Source organism: Aliihoeflea sp. 40Bstr573, assembly GCF_024105655.1.
Classification (GTDB): domain Bacteria; phylum Pseudomonadota; class Alphaproteobacteria; order Rhizobiales; family Rhizobiaceae; genus Aliihoeflea.
The window spans coordinates 10,354-27,601 of the sequence record NZ_JAAAMH010000024.1 but is presented as its reverse complement, the minus strand read 5'-3'; the positions used below and the strand labels follow the sequence as shown (position 1 = coordinate 27,601).

Genomic DNA, 17,248 nt, shown 5'->3' with positions numbered 1-17,248 from the left:
CGCTTCGATGATTCCTCGCCTCCCGAATACAGGGATCGGCTTAAAGAAGGTTCAAGTCAGCGCCGGACAACCGGTCGTTGCATGAACGCGACCAGCATGACGACGACCATGGTGACCGTCGCCATCTTTGTAGAAAGGTGGTTGTTGGAAAGCGCCACGATGAAGAAGATCGCGGTTCCGATAGCTGCCGCCCGGCCGTTGAGCCGCAAGAGGTGAGCGAAGAGATAGACGACGAGGCCGGTGAAGAAAAGTGCGCCCGGCAGGCCGAGCTGGAAGATCAGGATGACCGGCGTGCTCTCGATGTAGAGAAGGTCGATCCGGGTCTCGACGATTTTCTGAATGATGGCGATATCGGTGCCTGCAAGAATATCAGCCCACGAGACGTATTCGAACACCCGGTAGACGTCGAGCCGCGCCATTGCACTCTCGTCGATCAGCCCGCCCTCGAACCGATCGAGGAAACCGGCACCGATCAGGAGGCCGATAGCCGGCAAGGTGGCGATGGCGGCAAAGGCGAGGACCATCAGCTTCATCGAGGCCTGGCGGGCGGCGTCGACATTTTGCCAGCGGGTCAGCATCAGGCAGGCGAAGATTGCGACGGCGGCCATGATGGTCGCGGTGCGCGCACCGGCGGCGGCGGCGCCGATGAGGAGGAGGGCTGCGCCGAGCAACTTGATCGACAAGCGGAAACGGCTCGCGGCCAGAAAGCCGATGCCGGCGGCAAGCATCAGGCCCTGGTTGAGCGGATGGCCCATCAGGCCTGTCGGTCGAAAATCGAGTTCCCCGACGTCGTAGGGAAGGAAGCGCGTCCCGGTCGCGACCTCGCCGATGCCGATGAGCGCACTGGCCATCAGGATGGCAAGTATGAGGTGGCCGGCGGTCCGGCGCATCTGGAGCGGCAGCATGAAGAGGGCGAGGCCGGCAGCAGCAGCCGCGACGTAGGAATCGATCAGATAGCCTGCCGACCCACCGCGCCCGATCGCAACGAGGCCGACCGCAATGGCAAGCACCCAGAAGCCGAAGAAAAGCAACGCGCGAAAAGGGGCGACCTCCCAGATCTCGAGCCGGATCGGCCGGAACAAGGGAACGATCGCCGCGACGCCGAGCAGCGCATAGGTGCCGAAATGGATCTTCTCGTAGATCGCGCCCGTTTCCGTCGTGTATTCGACGAACTCGTTCATCAATGGATTGGTGATGAGAACGCGCAGGCAAATCGCCCCAATTGCCATCGCAAAGAGGAACAGCCAGAGCGATCTGTCGCGCTCGCGCCCGAAGGACGCCGAAAAGGCGCCATCGCTCATCGCGCTCAGGTCCTGACGACCCGGGCGATGACAGGCACGGACCCGGCCGCGGTGGTCTCGCCGACCGCGATCACGCCGTCATGGCGAATGCGCCCGGTGCCTGGCATATCGACAACGATCAGGTCGAAATCCTTGCCCGACGCGGCGACCCAGCGCGCGAGGTCGAGATCTTGCGCCGGCTCGCCGCTGCCGATCGCGGTCAGGCCGCGCGGCAGGAAGGCGAAGCCGGCTGCATCGACCGTGAGCGCGAATTCGGGCTCGAATCTGCGCAGCGACTGGACGTCGTTGAGGCCGGGATGACGCTCGAGGCCGAAAGCGGCGGTGAGCGGATTGCTGGTCTGGCCGGCGTCGACCAAAAGCACTTTGCGCCCGCCCTTGGACGCGGCGATTGTCGTGTTGAGCGCGACGAAGGCGCGGTCGTCGGCATTCTCGCCGGTGATGGCAACCGACGCGACGGAACCGGTCGCCGGCATCCGGTCGATCAGGCCGGCAAGGTCGAAGAAGACAGGGGCCTCGCGCCGTGTCGCGAGCATCGCCATCTCGTCGCCAGCGGTCGCGGGGCGCGACAGGCGGAAGACCGGCGGAGCGCCGGCGGGAAGGCCACGGCGAGCCGTTGCGGGCGTCCCTGTCTGGTCGAACTGCTCGCGCAGCATGGCGAGGCCGACACCGAACAGGAAGCCAAAGACAAGCGCGCCGCCGGTCATCATCGTGCGCGGCGGGCCGGCCTTTTCGAGAGGGGCGAGGGCGGCGGCGATGATCTGCGGGTTTTCTGGATTGACCGCCTGCTCCTGCTCGGAGAGCTGGCGTGTGCGAAGCAGAAAGGCCTCGTAGACGAGCCGATCGCTAGCGGCCGTGCGCTCGAGCTGGCGCAGTTCGACGCTCGACTGGTTCTCGGCAGTGACCGTTGCCCCCGCCGCTTGGAGCTGTGCTTCCAGGCTGGCAAGGTTGGCACGCGAACGGGCGAGCCGCTGGCCGACGGAGGCGGCGAAACGGTCCAGCTCGGCATCGAGCTGTCGGCTGACGGACTGCGCGCGGGTGCGCGCGAGCTGATAGGATGGGTGGCGCGCGCCAAGCGAGGAGGCGAGCGTTTCCTCTTCCTCCCGTGCCTCGGCGAGGCGGGCGCGCAGCGACACGATGGCAGGCGTCAGGTTCGTTTCGGCGACCGAGCTGACCGGGTCTGCATCGGCGCGCAGGCGCTCGACTTCAGCCGCGAGTGCCTCGTCTTCCGCAATGCGGGCGCCGACGCGGGTGATCTCCGTTGTGATGTCTGCCAGCCGCTGTTCGCCGATACGCCGTCCATCGGCGTCGATGATGTTGTTGGCGACCTTGTAAGCTTGAACGGCGCGCTCGCCATCCTCGACACGCTCGCGAAGCCGGTCGAGCTGCGACGACAGGCCGTCCGCTGCCCGGCCAACGGCCTCCGCGCGCGTTTCGGCGCGCTGCTCCACATAGATTGCGGCGATGGTATTGGCGAGACGCGCGGCCTTTTGCGGGTCCTCCGACTTGACGGAAGCTTCAACGACGAAGCTCGCCTCGTTGAGCGAGACGTTGAAATTGCGCTCCAGCGCGCGCAGCGCCAGGCGGTCGGCGGGAACCGCGCTTGGCGAAGAAGGGAAGAAGGACGCGATGAAACCGGGCGGAGGAACGCCGAATTCCGGGTCTGTCACCAGCCCTTCGCGCTCGACCACCTCCATCAGGACCCGGTTCGAGCCCATGATATAGGCCTGGTTCTGTGCGTAGATGAGGGCGGTCTGTTCGGAGCGGCCATTTGCCGAAAGTTCGCCTTCGAGAACCTGCATCCCCTCTGGATCGACCAGAACCTGAGCGGTTGCCCAATAGTAGTTCGACATGGCAAGCGACGCCGCTGCCGCGATGACCGGGAACGCGATGGTTGGGACGAGAATCCACAATATGCGGCGACGTAGCGTGCGCAGCAGCGCGGCGAAGTCGAAGATCGTGACCTTGCCGTCGTCGTGAGTGCCTTGCGGCTGGCCGGCGCCACCGAGTGCCACGTCGCTCATCCTGCCTCGTTCGTCGATAAGGCGCGATGCGCCATCCATTCCGTGCGCGCAAGGTTAAGTGACAGTCCTTAAGAAGATGTTCACCATGACAGGGCGGCCAACACGTGTCGTTAACTCTTTCTTACCCATGAAGCTTTAGGTTTTCTTAGGTGCAGACTGCGGGTTTGCCGGCATGGAGACGGGCAGGACATGGCAATGGCGCGATTTGCGGACCGGTTTCGACGTGGCGAGCCGACCCCGGAGAGGGCGGTCGAGCGCGCGCCGGCATCGCTGCTGTCGGTGGAGCCTGCAATCGAACCCGAGCCTCTGGCCGAAAACAATGAGATGCCGGCGGAAACCCTGCCTGGCGAATTGGCCGCCGACATGCGTCCTGCGCTCCTTCGCAAGCTTTCCGGGGAACATGTCGAGCCCAAGAGGTGGTTCGGGCAGCTTCTGTCGGGCAAGGGCGACGACACGATCCTCGCTGCCGCGCCGCAACGCAGTCGAAAGCCAAGGCACCGCATCGGCGGCTGGATGGCGCGGCTGACGGGTGAGGATCGGCTACAGGAAGCTGCCGCGCACGACGAGATTGACGAGGACGCTTTCGAAGACATCCGTCGGCAGATCGACAGTGCCGGTTCTGAGCCCGACAACGACCTCCAAGACGCCGAGAAGCGCCTGACGCTTGCCTTGTCGAAGGCCGGCTGGCTCGCCGAGGAAATCGCCAAGTGCAACGCCGCACTCGACGACGCTCGCCGCCAGATTCGCGACGAGGAACTGAGGCTTGCCCGGCTGCGCGGACTCCACGATGGGATTGGCGAGCGAACCGGAGCCGGACAGGCCGACCTTGACGCGATACAGGATACGCTCGACACGCTGCGGCGCATGGTCGATCGGCTGGAGCCTAGATGATCGTCGGCACCGCGACGCCGTCCATGGTGATCGACACGCCGGAAATGTAGCTTGCTCGACCCGATGCGAGGAAGACGACCGCATCGGCGATTTCCTCAGGCCGCGCATAGCGGCCCAGCGCGATCCTGGAAACGCCGCGCTGGCGTGCTTCCTCAACACTGATCCCCTGTGCCTTGGCGTCGGCCTCCAGTCCTTCGGCGACGCGCTCGGTTTCGGTGAGCCCGGGATTGACGGCAACGACCCGGATGCCGCGCGTGGCATAGGCGTTCGCAAGACCAGCCGTCGCCAGCATCAACGCGGCGTTGGCCGCGCCGCCGGCGACGTGGATCGGCGATGCGACCTTGCCGCCATTCCCGATGACGTTGACGATGGCGCCTGCGCCGCGCGCAGCCATTCGCTTGATCACAGGATCGATGACGTTGACGTAGCTGAAGAACTTGGCGTCCATCGCGGCGCGATAATGGCCGGGCGACAGTTCTTCGGCCGGCGTGCGCCGCGCCGAGCCTGCGGAGTTGACGAGAATGTCGATGGGGCCGCCAGCTTGCTCCGCTTCTTCGACCGCCCGCGCGGCGTCCTCGGCATTCGCAAGGTCGGCCGTGACGAGCCCGACCGAACCGAGAATCGCGGCTGCCTTGTCGAGATTCTCTCGACTGCGCGAAATGATCGTTAGCTGGGCGCCTTCGTCGCGAAACGCTTTCGCGCAGGCAAGCCCGATGCCCTTCGAGCCGCCTGTAACGAGCACATGACGTCCAGTGATGCCGAGATCCATTCCATCCTCCCTGATTTTCATGTGACTGTTATGGCAGGGAGGGCCGTCCGGCAATCCGGCTGAGCGATTGCCAACGGATCTATCGGAGACGGCGCGCTGGAGACGATACGGGATTTTGCGGCATGCCGCCAAGCCGCACGGACGTGTCAGGCGTCCAACAGGACGGACACGTCTCTGGCAGCCGCGATGAAGGCCCGTCGGGCAACGGATGGCGGTTTTTCGCCCCGGATGACCTGCAGGCAAGCTTTCATCGCCGAGCGGCGCTTTGGGCTGTCCCGGTTCGGCCAGTTCTTCAGAAGGAGCAGGGCCGCGTGCCGCGTGTTGGTAACGACCTGGTCGCGGTCGACGCGACCGATCTGCACCTGGACCGGCTTGTGAAAATTGCGATGGCGCATTCGTGTTCTCTCGACAAACGTCGCCCGAGACGTCCTGAGAGCGAATTCCTGCGCTTCACATCGCAATACGGCGTGCGGCGGTCAAGCTGATCGATCGATTGATCTGGGTCAGCAGTCGGCCGCATCCTCGTTCGGGGCCGTCGGGGTTATGGCCGCATCCTCGTCAAGTTCAGCCGGCGCCTGCGGACCTTCGACTGCCGTCTCCCCGCTGATCGGATCGAGGCCGGAAGCGACCTGCGGATGCTGCTGCTGGGGAGATGAATCGAGCGCTTCCGACTGGCTGGTACCGATGTTCGAACCGCCAAGGCCGCCCGTGAAGCCCGTCGAGCCCGCGCCACCAGGCGCAGTGCCCGCGTCCGCTCCGGCGACGGGCTGGGTCTCGGACTCGGATTCCTCCGCGGACGCCTCCTCGCCGGTAGAATCCGCCTGTTCTGCTTCATCGGCATCTGGCGCTTCTTCGGTTCCAAGCGCTGCCTGCATATCGTCGGTCGAGCCATCGCTGGCAGACTGGCCAGCCGGTTCCGCGCAGTCGCCGCGCTCGGGCTGGACTTCGTCCTGTTCGGTGGACGGGGACGGCGCGGCTGAGGGCGCTGCCGGTTCGGTTTGCTCGGCGGGCGGCGTGGCGGCAGCGGGTGGGGGCGTTTGCGCATAGGCGACCGACGCCGTCATCATGGCGCCGACGAGCGGCAGCGAGAACAGTGAGCGTTTCATGCCATTCCTCCAAACATTAGTGACCGGAAAAACACGCGAGCGCGGATTTCGTTGCTAACTGACCATCACCCGTGCCTCGCCGGCTTCGACTTTGCCGATGATCGTTGCGAGCGGATAGCCGGCGGCGCGAATGTCGGCGAGCACATCGCCGGCGCGTCCCCCCTCCACGGCGACGAGCAGCCCGCCCGAGGTCTGCGGATCGGTCAGAAGGTGGCGGCGCCAGTCTTCCAGCCCGTCCGGCAGCGACACCGCATCACCATAGCTTTTCCAGTTGCGATGCGAGGCACCGGTGACGAAACCGGCCCGGGACAGCGCCTCGGCCTGCGCCAGCAGAGGCAGGGCGCCAAGCTCCAGCCTGATCGTGACGCCCGAGCCGCGCGCCATTTCGAGCCCGTGGCCCAAGATGCCGAAACCGGTGACGTCGGTCATTGAGTGAACGGCAGCGTCGAGAGCGAGATCCGTTCCGATCCGGTTGAGGAGCGTGGTGGAGGCGATCATCTCGTCGAGGCCCGTTCGGTCGAGCGCACCCTTCTTGATGGCAGCCGAATAGATGCCGACGCCGATGCCCTTGGTGAGGATCAGCGCGTCGCCCGGGCGGGCCATCGAGTTGCGCTTGACCTGCGCCGTGGGACAGGTGCCGATTACCGCGAGGCCGTAGACGGGCTCCGGGCAGTCGATGGAATGTCCGCCAGCGACCGGGATGCCCGCCTCCGCGCAGATCGAAGCGCCGCCGGCGAGGATCTGCCTGATGTCCGCGGGTTCCATCTTGTCGATCGGCATGCCGACAATCGCGAGCGCGAAGATCGGCCGACCACCCATGGCGTAGACGTCGGAGATCGCGTTGGTGGCGGCGATGCGGCCGAAGGCATGCGGGTCGTCGACCATCGGCATGAAGAAGTCGGTGGTGGCGATGACCGAGGTCGTCCCATCGAGATCCCATACGGCCGCATCGTCTGCCGTCTCTGTTCCGACCAGCAGACTGGCATAGGGACCCGCCTTGGGCATTTCGCTCAACAAATCTTGAAGAACAGAGGGTGCCAGCTTGCAGCCGCATCCCCCACCATGCGCAAGACTTGTCAGACGGGGTTTCTCGCTTGCAGCGTCCATTTCTACCTCCTCGGCCTCACACTTTCGAAGCAGAAACTTACCGCTTCAAGAAAAGGCGTAAATCCCCGCCTTCGCGTTATTAATATGACAAAAACACTCATGTTTTTACTTCTTTGACACAACTATAGCGGAACTGTAGCATTTCACCCGAGAATGAATCCGGGATTCCGGCATAGGGTATGGAGGAGAGTTCCGAATGAATATGGAAATCTCACGCCGCAGCTTCCTCAAGGGGGCCGGCGCGGGTGTCGCGGCGACGACGCTTGGCGCTTTCGGCTTCGGGGAAGCGGAAGCGGCATTCGTCGAGGGCCTGCGGCCCTACAAGCTCGCCGGCACCACGGAAACGCGCAACACGTGCCCCTATTGCTCGGTGGCGTGCGGCGTCATCATCTACTCCAAGGGCGATATCGCGCAGGGCACGGCCGAAGCGGTCCACCTTGAGGGCGACGTCGATCACCCGACCAATCGCGGCACGCTGTGCCCGAAGGGCGCGGCGCTGCTCGACTTCATCAAGTCCGACACCCGGCTCATGAACCCGAAGGTTCGTCGTCCCGGCTCGAACGCCTTCGAGGAGATTTCCTGGGACGAGGCGATCGAAGGCATCGCGCGTCACATGAAGGACGATCGCGACGCCAATTTCATCGAGCGCAACATGGATGGCGTTCCGGTGAACCGCTGGACGACCACGGGCTTTTTGGCAGCGTCGGCCACGACCAACGAGACCGCGTTCCTGACCTACAAGGCCGTTCGTTCGGCCGGCATGGTGGCTTTCGACAACCAAGCGAGAGTCTGACACGGCCCCACGGTGTCCAGTCTGGGCCCAACTTTCGGTCGTGGTGCAATGACGAATTCGTGGACCGACATTCGGAACACGGATCTGGTCGTCATCATGGGTGGCAATGCCGCCGAAGCGCATCCGTGCGGCTTCAAATGGGTTACGGAGGCGAAGGCCAACCGTGGCGCCAAACTCATCGTCGTCGATCCGCGCTACACGCGCTCGGCCTCGGTCGCGGACTATTACGCGCCGATCCGCCAGGGCACGGACATCGCGTTCCTGCTCGGCGTCATCAAGTATTGCATCGACAACGACAAGGTGCAGTGGGACTACGTCAACGCGTTTACCAACGCGGCCTACATCGTCAAGGAAGGCTTCACCTACCAGGACGGCCTGTTTACCGGCTATGACGCCGATAAGCGCGACTACGACCGTGCGACCTGGGATTACGAGATCGGCGATGACGGCTACGTCGTCATGGACGAGACGTTGCAGAATCCGCGCTGCGTGTGGAACCTGCTGAAAGACCACATCTCCATCTATACCCCGGAGATGGTCGAGCGCATCTGCGGCACGCCCAGGGAGAAGTTCCTGAAGGTCGCCGAGATGATCTCGGAATGCTCGACGCCGACCAAGACGATGACGTCGATGTATGCGCTCGGCTGGACGCAGCATTCCAAGGGATCGCAGAACATTCGCTCCATGGCGATGTTGCAGCTCATCCTCGGCAATATCGGCGTGCGCGGCGGCGGCATGAATGCGCTGCGCGGGCACTCCAACATCCAGGGGTTGACCGACATCGGCCTGATGTCGAACCTGATCCCGGGCTATCTCAACATCCCGACCGAAAGGGAGGTCGACTACGCGACCTACATTTCGAGCCGCGGTTTCAAGCCGCTGCGGCCGAATCAGGTCAGCTACTGGCAGAACTATCCGAAGTTCTTCGTGTCCTTCATGAAGGCCATGTGGGGCTCGGCCGCGACGCCGGAAAACCAGTTCGCCTACGACTATCTGCCCAAGCTCGATCTGCCCGCATACGACGTGCTGCGCGCCTTCGAGATGATGGATCAGGGCCAGATGTTCGGCTATTTCTGCCAGGGCTTCAATCCGCTGCTCTCGTTCCCTGACAGGGGCAAGATCACGCGGTCGCTCTCGAAGCTGAAATATCTGGTCGTCATGGACCCGCTGGAGACGGAAACCGCCCGCTTCTGGGAGAACCACGGCGAGTTCAACGACGTGGACTCGGCGTCGATCCAGACCGAGGTCTACCAGCTCCCCACGAGCTGCTTTGCCGAGGACGAAGGAGCGCTGGTCAATTCCGGTCGCTGGCTCCAGTGGCACTGGCCGGCGCAGAACCTGCCGGGGCAGGCCAGGCACGACACCTGGATCATGGCGCAGATTCACCTGAAGCTGAAGCAGCTCTATCAGGAGGAGGGCGGCAAGTTCCCCGACCCGATCCTGAACCTGCACTGGCCGTATGCCGACCCGACCGATCCGAAGGCGGATGAGATTGCCCGCGAATTGAACGGCTATGCCGTCGAGACGCTGCGCGATCCGAACGATCCGACGAAGGTCACGGTGGAGGCGGGACAGCAGGTGCCGGGGTTCGCCGCGCTGCGCGACGACGGCTCCACGGCCGCCGGCTGCTGGATCTATTCGGGCTGCTTCAACCAGAACGGCAACAACATGGCGCGACGGGACAATTCCGACCCCGACGCGACCGGCGCCTATCTCAACTGGGCGTTCTCCTGGCCGGCCAACCGGCGCATCCTCTACAATCGCGCCTCGGCCGATCTGGATGGGAATGCGTGGGACCCCGATCGCAAGCTCATCGAGTGGGACGGCGAGAAATGGACGGGATACGACGTGCCCGACATTCCGCCGACGGCAAAACCGCGCGAGGTCGGCCCCTTCATCATGAACCCGGAAGGGCAGTCGCGACTGTTTACCCGCGGCATGATGCGTGACGGGCCGTTCCCTGCTCACTACGAGCCGTTCGAATCGCCCGTGGTCAACGTGGTTGCGCCCGCGATCCGGGGCAATCCGGTGGCGCGCGTCTTCGAAAGCGACCGCGAGTCGTTCGGCGATGCGGAGGAGTTCCCCTATGCGGCCACGTCCTACCGCCTCACCGAGCACTTCCACTACTGGACGAAGCATGTCTGGGTGAACGCCGTTCTCCAGCCCGAATTCTTTGTCGAGATCTCGGAAGAGCTCGCGGCGGAGCGGGGCATCGAGAAGGGCGGCTGGTGCCGGGTCTGGAACAAGCGCGGCTCGGTGCAGGCGAAAGCAGTCGTCACCAAGCGCATCCAGCCGCTGATCTGCGACGGCAAGCCTGTCCACATCGTCGGCATCCCGCTCCACTGGGGCTTCACGGGTGCGGCCAAGAACGGCATGGGACCGAATTCGCTGACCCCCTTCGTGGGCGACGCGAATATCGAAACGCCGGAATTCAAGGCGTTCCTGGTCAATATCGAGCCGTCCAGCGGCCCGGCAACGGCATAAGGGAGGAGAGACCATGACCATCAACGTCAATCCGCCCGTCGCGCCGGATACCGCCATGCAGATGGGACCGCAGGATTACATCCGGCGGTCCGCTTCCTCTGTTCCGACGCCTGCCCGCCAGCTCGAGCCGGTCGCCAAGCTCATCGACGTGTCGAAGTGCATCGGCTGCAAGGCCTGCCAGTCGGCATGCCTGGAGTGGAACGACCTGCGCGAAGAGGTAGGCATCAATGTCGGCGTCTACGACAATCCGCATGATTTGACGCCGAACACCTTCACCCTCATGCGGTTCACGGAGTGGGTGAACCCGGAGACGGACAATCTCGAATGGCTGATCCGCAAGGACGGCTGCATGCACTGCGCCGATCCGGGCTGCCTCAAGGCATGTCCGGCGCCCGGCGCGATCGTGCAGTATTCGAATGGCGTCGTCGATTTCGTGAAGGAGAACTGTATCGGCTGCGGCTATTGCGTGAAGGGTTGTCCGTTCGACATTCCCCGCATCTCCAAGGTTGACAACCGGGCCTACAAGTGCACGCTCTGCTCCGACCGGATTGCAGTGGGCCAGGGACCGGCCTGCGCCAAGGCATGCCCGACCAAGGCGATCGTCTTCGGCACCAAGGAGGAGATGAAGGCGCATGCGGCCGAGCGCATCGAGGACCTGAAGTCTCGTGGTTACGCCAATGCAGGGCTCTACGATCCGCCGGGCGTCGGCGGCACGCATGTGATGTATGTGCTGCATCACGCCGACAAGCCGTCGATCTATGCCGGGCTGCCGGACGATCCGCGCATCTCGCCGCTGGTCGAGGCATGGAAGGGCGTGACCAGATATGCCGGCCTTGCCGTCATGGGCATCGCGGCGGCCGCCGGCGTGCTGCACATGGCAGTATCCGGTCGCAACCGCGTCACCGTCGAGGATGACGAGGAGGCGCGTCGCCTGACTTCGGCGGCGCCGGGCGCGGCGCCGCTCGACCCGAGCGAGGAGACCCTGTCATGACGGACAGCACGCTGCACGGGCGTCCGGTTCCGCAGGTGACCAAGGCCGACATCGACCGCGGTGACCGGCTGCATGTCGGCCGCGAGGTCGTCGTCGACCGCTATACGAAGTGGGCTCGGGTCAATCACTGGATCACGGCTATCAGCCTGATCCTGCTGGCGCTCTCCGGTCTGGCCCTGTTCCACCCCTCGCTCTACTGGCTGACCGCGCTGTTCGGCGGCGGCCAGTGGACGCGGGCGATCCATCCCTGGATCGGTGTGGTGCTGTTCATTTCCTTTGCGGGCCTATTCATCCGGTTCTTCCGGCTGAACCTGCCGCGCCGGGAAGATGCGCAATGGGCCGCGCAGATCGGCGACGTGCTCAAGGGCGACGAGGACAAGCTGCCTGAGGTCGGCAAGTACAACGCAGGCCAGAAATTCGTCTTCTGGGCGATGTCGATCCTGATCACGTTCCTGATCGTCTCGGGTCTGGCCGTCTGGGAGCGGTACTTCTCGCAGTATCTCACCGTCCCGCAGCTTCGCGTGGCGATGCTGGTCCATTCGATGTCGGCGGTGGCGATCATCTGCGTGTGGATCATCCACGTCTATGCCGCCTTCTGGGTCGAGGGCACCTTGCGCGCCATGACGCGCGGCAGCGTGTCCGGCGGCTGGGCATGGCGGCATCACCGCAAGTGGCTGCGTGCGCTCGCCACCTATGGCAAGCGTGACGACAAGGCGCCGCGCGGCCGCGGCCCCTTGGCCTGACCCAACGCGAATTCAGGCTCGGCGTGACAATGCGCCGAGCTGTCATCTAGAATGCCGCGTGGCCCGTGCGGCTCGTGGAGGTTTCATGGCGCGTCGAGTTCCCGTCAAGGGAGACATTACCGCGATCGGCGAGGTTCGCACGCCGCCAGCCGCTCGCGTGCCGGACCCGGTGCGTCTGTTCGAACGACGCGCCAAGCGCTTCGCGGAGTTGTCCCAGCCGGAAGGTATTGGCCCTTATCTTGGCTTCCTTGCCGGCATCGCCGCCGCTCAACAGGCGCTCGCACAGGAACTCCCGGCGGCTCGTATTGCCGAGCCAGATGCGGTCAAGCGTTCGCTCGATCATTCCATGCCACCGCTCGACCGGACTGCCTTCCGACCCGACGAGGAATTCCGCTCGCTGAGTGAGCGGCTGTTCGGCAAGATCGAAGCTGTCGAGAAGCCGGCAGCGGCAAAGAGCGCGCTCGCCTCGGTGCAAAAAGCCGATCCGCTACGCTTCGATGCGATGGTGGCCAATCTGCTCGCCGATGCCGTTCCCGCCGAGACGATGGCTGAACATGCCTATGTTGCCGCGGCATTGCAGCTTCATTTCGTTCGCGCGGCCTCCGCGTTGCCGGAGCGCGAACTCAAATCGGTGGCCAGCGGGGCGTGTCCCGCCTGCGGGGGGCCACCAGTCGCTTCCGTCATCGTAGCCTGGCCGCAGGCAGGCGGAACGCGCTATTGCGCCTGCGCGCTTTGTGCGACGCTCTGGCATCACGTGCGCATCAAGTGCGCGATTTGTTCCTCGACCAAGGGCATACGCTATCAGGAGATCGAGGACGGGCCGGGCACGATCAAGGCCGAAACCTGCGACGAGTGCGGCTGCTATGTGAAGATTCTGAACCAGCAGCAGGACGCCGCACTAGAGCCTCTCGCCGACGATGTCGGGAGCCTCGGCATCGATCTTCTGATGCGCGAGACGCCATTCAGGCGGGGTGCGTTCAACCCGTTTCTGCTGGGGTACTAGACCCGCGATGAACGAAAGCTTCCGCGCCATTCCTTCGGTCGACACCGTGCTGAAATCGTCAGCCGGGCAGGCGGCGATCAATCGGTTCGGCCGCGCAGAAGCAACCACGCACATCCGCCTCGTTCTCGACGCTGAGCGGCAGGCGGCTCGCGACGGCCGGCCGCTGCGCGACGCGGAAGACGTTGCCGCGCTCGCGATTTCACAACTGGAATCCGCGTCGCAATCCTCGCTGCGGCCAGTCTTCAACCTCACCGGCACGGTACTTCACACCAATCTTGGCAGGGCGCTTCTTGCGGAAGCCGCGATCGAGGCGGCGACGCAGGCCATGCGCCATGCCGCCGCGCTCGAATTCGACCTTGAGACCGGCAAGCGGGGAGAGCGCGACGACCACCTGCGCGAACTGGTATGCGAACTGACCGGCGCGGAGGATGCAACGCTCGTCAACAACAATGCCGCCGCCGTTCTCATCGTCCTCAACACGCTCGCAGGGCATGGCGGCGGTGCGGTCGTCTCGCGCGGCGAACTGATCGAGATCGGCGGCGCGTTCCGGATGCCCGATATCATGGCTCGTGCCGGTGCGCGGCTCGTCGAGATCGGCACCACGAACCGCACGCACGAGAAGGACTACCGGGCAGCGCTCGGCGCGGGCGACATCTCGTTGATTCTGAAGGTGCACACGTCGAACTATCGCATTGAAGGATTTACGAAAGAGGTCGCGGCGCCCGAGCTCGCGGCGCTGGCTCGCGAGGCGAATGTACCGCTCGTCAACGACCTCGGCTCCGGCACGCTGGTCAACCTCGCGCGCTGGGGCCTGCGCCGCGAGCCGACGGTGCGCGCCGCCGTCGAGGAGGGGGCGGACATTGTCACCTTCTCTGGCGACAAGCTGCTCGGCGGACCGCAGGCGGGCTTCATCGTCGGCCGCAGGGATTTGATCGCCGCCATCAACCGCAACCCGATGAAGCGGGCGTTGCGCGTCGACAAGCTGCGGCTCGCGGCCCTCGAGGCGACGCTGAAACTCTACCGCGATCCTGACCGGCTCGCCGAGCGCTTGCCGACCCTGCGGCTGCTTGCGCGAAGCCAGTCAGACATCGCCCAAATGGCAGCGGCGATCCTGCCGGATGCACGCTCCGTGGTCGGAGCGGCATATACGGTCGAGCTGGCCGAATGTGCGAGCCAGGTCGGATCGGGCGCGCTACCGCTCGACACGCTCGCATCCATGGCGCTCGCATTCCGTGCCGTCGACGGCAGCGGCTCGGCGCTCGACCGACTGGCGGCCGCCTTGCGCGCGCTTCCCGTCCCGGTCATCGGCCGGATATCCGATGACGCGCTGTTGCTCGATCTGCGCTGCCTGGACGATGCGCCTAGTTTCCTCGCCAATTTCCGGAGCCTGGCCGATGGGCTGGCTTGAACGCTTCCGGCGCGCCGCAGAACCGCGGCTCGATCCGATGGACGAAGCGCTTCGCGCTGCCAAGGCCGGCGATTTTGCCGCCGCGCTCGCCATCTGGGAGCCGCTGGCGCGGGCGGGCAACGCGCGGGCGCAAAACAACATCGCCGCCTGCTTTTCGGGCGGCTACGGGATCGAGGAAAATCCGGAACTTGCCGCGAAATGGCTGAAGCTTTCGGCCGCGCAGGGCGATCCGGTCGGTCAGCGCAACCTGGCGACCCTTCACTTTCGCGGCGAGGGCGTCGCGCAGGACGAGGCGGAGGCGATGCGACTTTATCGCCTTGCAGCCGACCAGGGCGATGCGACCGCGCAGGACATGTACTCATGGATGCTCGCCGACAATGAGGACTACGAGGGCGCTCTTGCCTATGCCCGCAGGGCAGCCGCGCAGGGAGTGGCGGCGTCGATGACGCGCATCGGCAACCTTCTTCACAATGCGCTGGGCGTCGAGCGCGATGCGGCGGCGGCTGCCGAGTGGTGGCGCAAAGCGGCGCTTCTTGGCGATGCCGACGGGCAGGCGATGCTCGGTGCGGCGCATATCACCGGCGCCGGCACCACCCGCGACCCCGTCGCAGCACTCGCCTGGCTGCTGCGCGCCCGGGATGGCGGCTCGAAGCTGGCGCAGAATTTCGTGCCCGCCGCCACGGCGGCGCTGACCGCTGAAGAGCGCGAAGCTGCCAGGGAGCGCGCCGCGCGGCCGCTAGCCGAGGAGGGTGGGGCGTGATCGTCGGCACGGCGGGCCATATCGACCACGGCAAGACGTCGCTCGTGCGTGCGCTGACCGGCGTCGAGACCGACCGGCTAAAGGAGGAAAAGGCGCGGGGCATCTCCATCGATCTCGGTTTTGCCTATCGCACATTGGCGAACGGCGCGCGGATCGGCTTCATTGACGTTCCCGGCCACGAGCGGTTCATCCACACCATGCTTGCCGGCGCCGGTGGCATCGACTTCGCTCTTCTGGTGGTCGCCGCCGACGACGGCGTGATGCCGCAGACGCGCGAGCACCTGGCGATCCTGGATCTGCTCGGCGTCTCGCGCGGCATCGTCGCGATCACCAAGGCGGACCTTGCCGGCGAAGACCGGCTGCTCGCCGTCGAGATCGAAATCGAGGCGCTGCTCGCCGGCACGTCGCTGGAAGGCGCGAAGGTGCTCGCCGTGTCGAGCGCGACCGGGCAGGGAATTGCAGACCTCGAAAATGAACTTGCGGACGCCGCGCTCGCTGTAGGGCGACGCAGTGCACAGGGCCGCTTCCGGCTCGCGGTCGACCGCGCTTTCACGATCCAGGGGGCGGGCACGGTCGTGACGGGAACGGTGCTTTCGGGCGGGATAACCATCGGTGATCAGGTCGTGATCAGCCCTCGCGGCCTGCCGGCGCGCGTGCGTTCGATCCACGCTCAGAACGAGAAGGCCGAGTTCGGCCGGGCGGGCGACCGCTGCGCGCTAAATCTCGCAGGTGACGGGATCGGGCGTGATGCGATAGCGCGCGGCGACATGGTCGTCGACCCGGTCCTGCACGCGCCGTCTGGGCGCATCGATGCGGAACTCACCGTTCTTGCCAGCGAACCGAAGCCGATCGGCCAATGGTTCCCTGTCCATCTGCACCACGCCTCCTGCGAGGTGCCGGCGCGTATCGTTCTGTTGCAGGACGAACCGATTGCGCCCGGCGGCCGCGCGCTGGTCCAGATCGTGCTCGACCGTCCGATCGCGGCGGCGGCAGGCGACCGCTTCGTCATCCGCGACACCTCCGCACGGCGCACGATCGGCGGTGGCCGATTCCTGGACTTGCGTGCGCCTGCGCGTCGGCGTCGCTCGCCCGAGCGCCATGCCCAGCTTGCTGCCCTGGCCAAAAGCGAACCGCAAGCGGCCTTGCGTGCACTTCTTGAAGTGTCGCCCTTCTTCCTCGACCTTGAAGGCTTCGCGCGGGACCGGGCAATCGGTGCGGAACGGATGGCAAAGCTTGCCGGCGACCTGATCCGCATTCCGCCCGATACGGGTGCGGTCGTCATGGCACCGGCGCGCTGGCTGCGCTTTCGCGAACGCCTGCTCGCCGATCTCGACGCCTATCACGCCGAAAATCCGGACCATCCGGGCGTTGGGCTGGAGCGGCTGCGCTTGATGGGCGAAGTGCGTCTGCCGGCGCCCGTCTTTCGGCTGGTCCTGCAGAGCCTGCAGCGTCAGGACGAAATTTCGCTCGACGGAGCCTGGGTCCGTCGCGCCGCCCATGTCGCGCGGCTGTCGGAGGCGGACGAGGCCCTATGGAACGAGATCGAACCGCTCCTGTCGGGCGAACAACGCTTTCGACCACCGCGCACGCGCGATCTGGCCACCATGTTCGCGGTCCCGGAGGCGGGCATGCGCCAGCTTTTGAAGCGCGCGAGCCGCATGGGGCGGGTGCACGAAATCGCGCATGACAGCTTCTTTGCCCGACCGGTCGTCTCCGAAATCGTCGCGATTCTGCAAGACGTCGCGACGAGCAGGGCAAAGGGCGAATGCACCGCGGCCGACCTGCGCGACAGGTTGGAAAATGGCCGCAAGGTCTCTATTGAGATTCTGGAGTTTTTCGATCGGCACGGCGTCACGCTTCGGCGCGGCGAC

13 protein-coding genes and 1 pseudogene are annotated in these 17,248 nt (G+C 65.1%); 8 read left to right on the top strand and 6 right to left on the bottom strand.

Going from position 1 to position 17,248, the window contains the following annotated elements; all coding sequences use genetic code 11:
• Positions 1-56 precede the first annotated feature (56 nt).
• Positions 57-1,301, bottom strand: a complete 1,245-nt coding sequence (locus GTK01_RS18615) for a VpsF family polysaccharide biosynthesis protein (RefSeq protein WP_252928885.1) — start codon at positions 1,299-1,301, stop codon at positions 57-59.
• Positions 1,302-1,306: 5 nt separating this feature from the next.
• Positions 1,307-3,322 (bottom strand): exopolysaccharide transport family protein, encoded by a 2,016-nt coding sequence (locus GTK01_RS18610; protein ID WP_252928884.1) that lies wholly within the window; start codon positions 3,320-3,322, stop codon positions 1,307-1,309.
• 195 nt (positions 3,323-3,517) lie between these two features.
• Between GTK01_RS18610 and GTK01_RS18605 the strand changes: the two genes are divergently transcribed.
• On the top strand, positions 3,518-4,213 hold the full coding sequence (locus tag GTK01_RS18605) for a hypothetical protein (protein ID WP_252928882.1): 696 nt from the start codon (positions 3,518-3,520) through the stop codon (positions 4,211-4,213).
• Here GTK01_RS18605 and GTK01_RS18600 read toward each other — a convergent pair.
• The 4 genes from GTK01_RS18600 to selD all read right to left on the bottom strand — a co-directional run bounded on the left by GTK01_RS18600 (position 4,206) and on the right by selD (position 7,195).
• Positions 4,206-4,982, bottom strand: coding sequence for an SDR family oxidoreductase (locus GTK01_RS18600; RefSeq protein ID WP_252928880.1), 777 nt, complete (start codon positions 4,980-4,982; stop codon positions 4,206-4,208). The genes GTK01_RS18605 and GTK01_RS18600 overlap by 8 nt on opposite strands.
• Positions 4,983-5,128: 146 nt before the next feature.
• Complete coding sequence (locus tag GTK01_RS18595) at positions 5,129-5,377, bottom strand: DUF982 domain-containing protein (protein ID WP_252928878.1); 249 nt, start codon at positions 5,375-5,377, stop codon at positions 5,129-5,131.
• Between the two features lie 108 nt (positions 5,378-5,485).
• The gene (locus GTK01_RS18590; protein WP_252928877.1) at positions 5,486-6,088 is read right to left on the bottom strand and encodes a hypothetical protein; all 603 of its coding nucleotides are present in this window, start codon (positions 6,086-6,088) and stop codon (positions 5,486-5,488) included.
• Positions 6,089-6,142: 54 nt separating this feature from the next.
• On the bottom strand, positions 6,143-7,195 hold the full coding sequence (selD, locus tag GTK01_RS18585; RefSeq protein ID WP_252928875.1) for a selenide, water dikinase SelD: 1,053 nt from the start codon (positions 7,193-7,195) through the stop codon (positions 6,143-6,145).
• A 196-nt stretch (positions 7,196-7,391) separates the two neighbouring features.
• On the opposite strand from selD, the gene fdnG reads away from it, so the two are divergent.
• The 7 genes and pseudogenes from fdnG to selB form a co-directional block, all read left to right on the top strand.
• On the top strand, positions 7,392-10,472 hold the full coding sequence (gene fdnG, locus GTK01_RS18580; protein ID WP_252928873.1) for a formate dehydrogenase-N subunit alpha: 3,081 nt from the start codon (positions 7,392-7,394) through the stop codon (positions 10,470-10,472).
• A 13-nt stretch (positions 10,473-10,485) separates the two neighbouring features.
• The gene (gene fdxH / locus GTK01_RS18575; RefSeq protein ID WP_305883898.1) at positions 10,486-11,463 is read left to right on the top strand and encodes a formate dehydrogenase subunit beta; all 978 of its coding nucleotides are present in this window, start codon (positions 10,486-10,488) and stop codon (positions 11,461-11,463) included.
• 35 nt (positions 11,464-11,498) lie between these two features.
• Entirely contained in the window at positions 11,499-12,206 is a 708-nt protein-coding gene (locus GTK01_RS18570) for a formate dehydrogenase subunit gamma (RefSeq protein ID WP_252928915.1), read from the top strand.
• An 85-nt stretch (positions 12,207-12,291) separates the two neighbouring features.
• Positions 12,292-13,209: a formate dehydrogenase accessory protein FdhE gene (gene fdhE / locus GTK01_RS18565; protein ID WP_252928871.1), complete on the top strand. Its 918-nt coding sequence runs from the start codon at positions 12,292-12,294 to the stop codon at positions 13,207-13,209.
• A 7-nt stretch (positions 13,210-13,216) separates the two neighbouring features.
• Positions 13,217-14,617, top strand: a complete 1,401-nt coding sequence (gene selA, locus GTK01_RS18560) for an L-seryl-tRNA(Sec) selenium transferase (protein WP_252928870.1) — start codon at positions 13,217-13,219, stop codon at positions 14,615-14,617.
• The gene (locus GTK01_RS18555; protein ID WP_252928868.1) at positions 14,604-15,377 is read left to right on the top strand and encodes a tetratricopeptide repeat protein; all 774 of its coding nucleotides are present in this window, start codon (positions 14,604-14,606) and stop codon (positions 15,375-15,377) included. The genes selA and GTK01_RS18555 overlap by 14 nt, the downstream gene beginning before the upstream one ends.
• Positions 15,374-17,248: pseudogene (gene selB, locus GTK01_RS18550) on the top strand (selenocysteine-specific translation elongation factor); the annotation flags it as partial. The gene GTK01_RS18555 and the pseudogene selB, both read left to right, overlap by 4 nt.

Bases quoted from the DNA above. Each gene is read 5' to 3' on its own strand.
- GTK01_RS18615 (WP_252928885.1), bottom strand. From the start codon at position 1,301: ATGAGCGATGGCGCCTTTTCGGCGTCCTTCGGGCGCGAGCGCGACAGA.
- GTK01_RS18610 (WP_252928884.1), bottom strand. From the start codon at position 3,322: ATGAGCGACGTGGCACTCGGTGGCGCCGGCCAGCCGCAAGGCACTCAC.
- GTK01_RS18605 (WP_252928882.1), top strand. From the start codon at position 3,518: ATGGCGCGATTTGCGGACCGGTTTCGACGTGGCGAGCCGACCCCGGAG.
- GTK01_RS18600 (WP_252928880.1), bottom strand. From the start codon at position 4,982: ATGGATCTCGGCATCACTGGACGTCATGTGCTCGTTACAGGCGGCTCG.
- GTK01_RS18595 (WP_252928878.1), bottom strand. From the start codon at position 5,377: ATGCGCCATCGCAATTTTCACAAGCCGGTCCAGGTGCAGATCGGTCGC.
- GTK01_RS18590 (WP_252928877.1), bottom strand. From the start codon at position 6,088: ATGAAACGCTCACTGTTCTCGCTGCCGCTCGTCGGCGCCATGATGACG.
- selD (WP_252928875.1), bottom strand. From the start codon at position 7,195: ATGGACGCTGCAAGCGAGAAACCCCGTCTGACAAGTCTTGCGCATGGT.
- fdxH (WP_305883898.1), top strand. From the start codon at position 10,486: ATGACCATCAACGTCAATCCGCCCGTCGCGCCGGATACCGCCATGCAG.
- fdhE (WP_252928871.1), top strand. From the start codon at position 12,292: ATGGCGCGTCGAGTTCCCGTCAAGGGAGACATTACCGCGATCGGCGAG.
- selA (WP_252928870.1), top strand. From the start codon at position 13,217: ATGAACGAAAGCTTCCGCGCCATTCCTTCGGTCGACACCGTGCTGAAA.
- GTK01_RS18555 (WP_252928868.1), top strand. From the start codon at position 14,604: ATGGGCTGGCTTGAACGCTTCCGGCGCGCCGCAGAACCGCGGCTCGAT.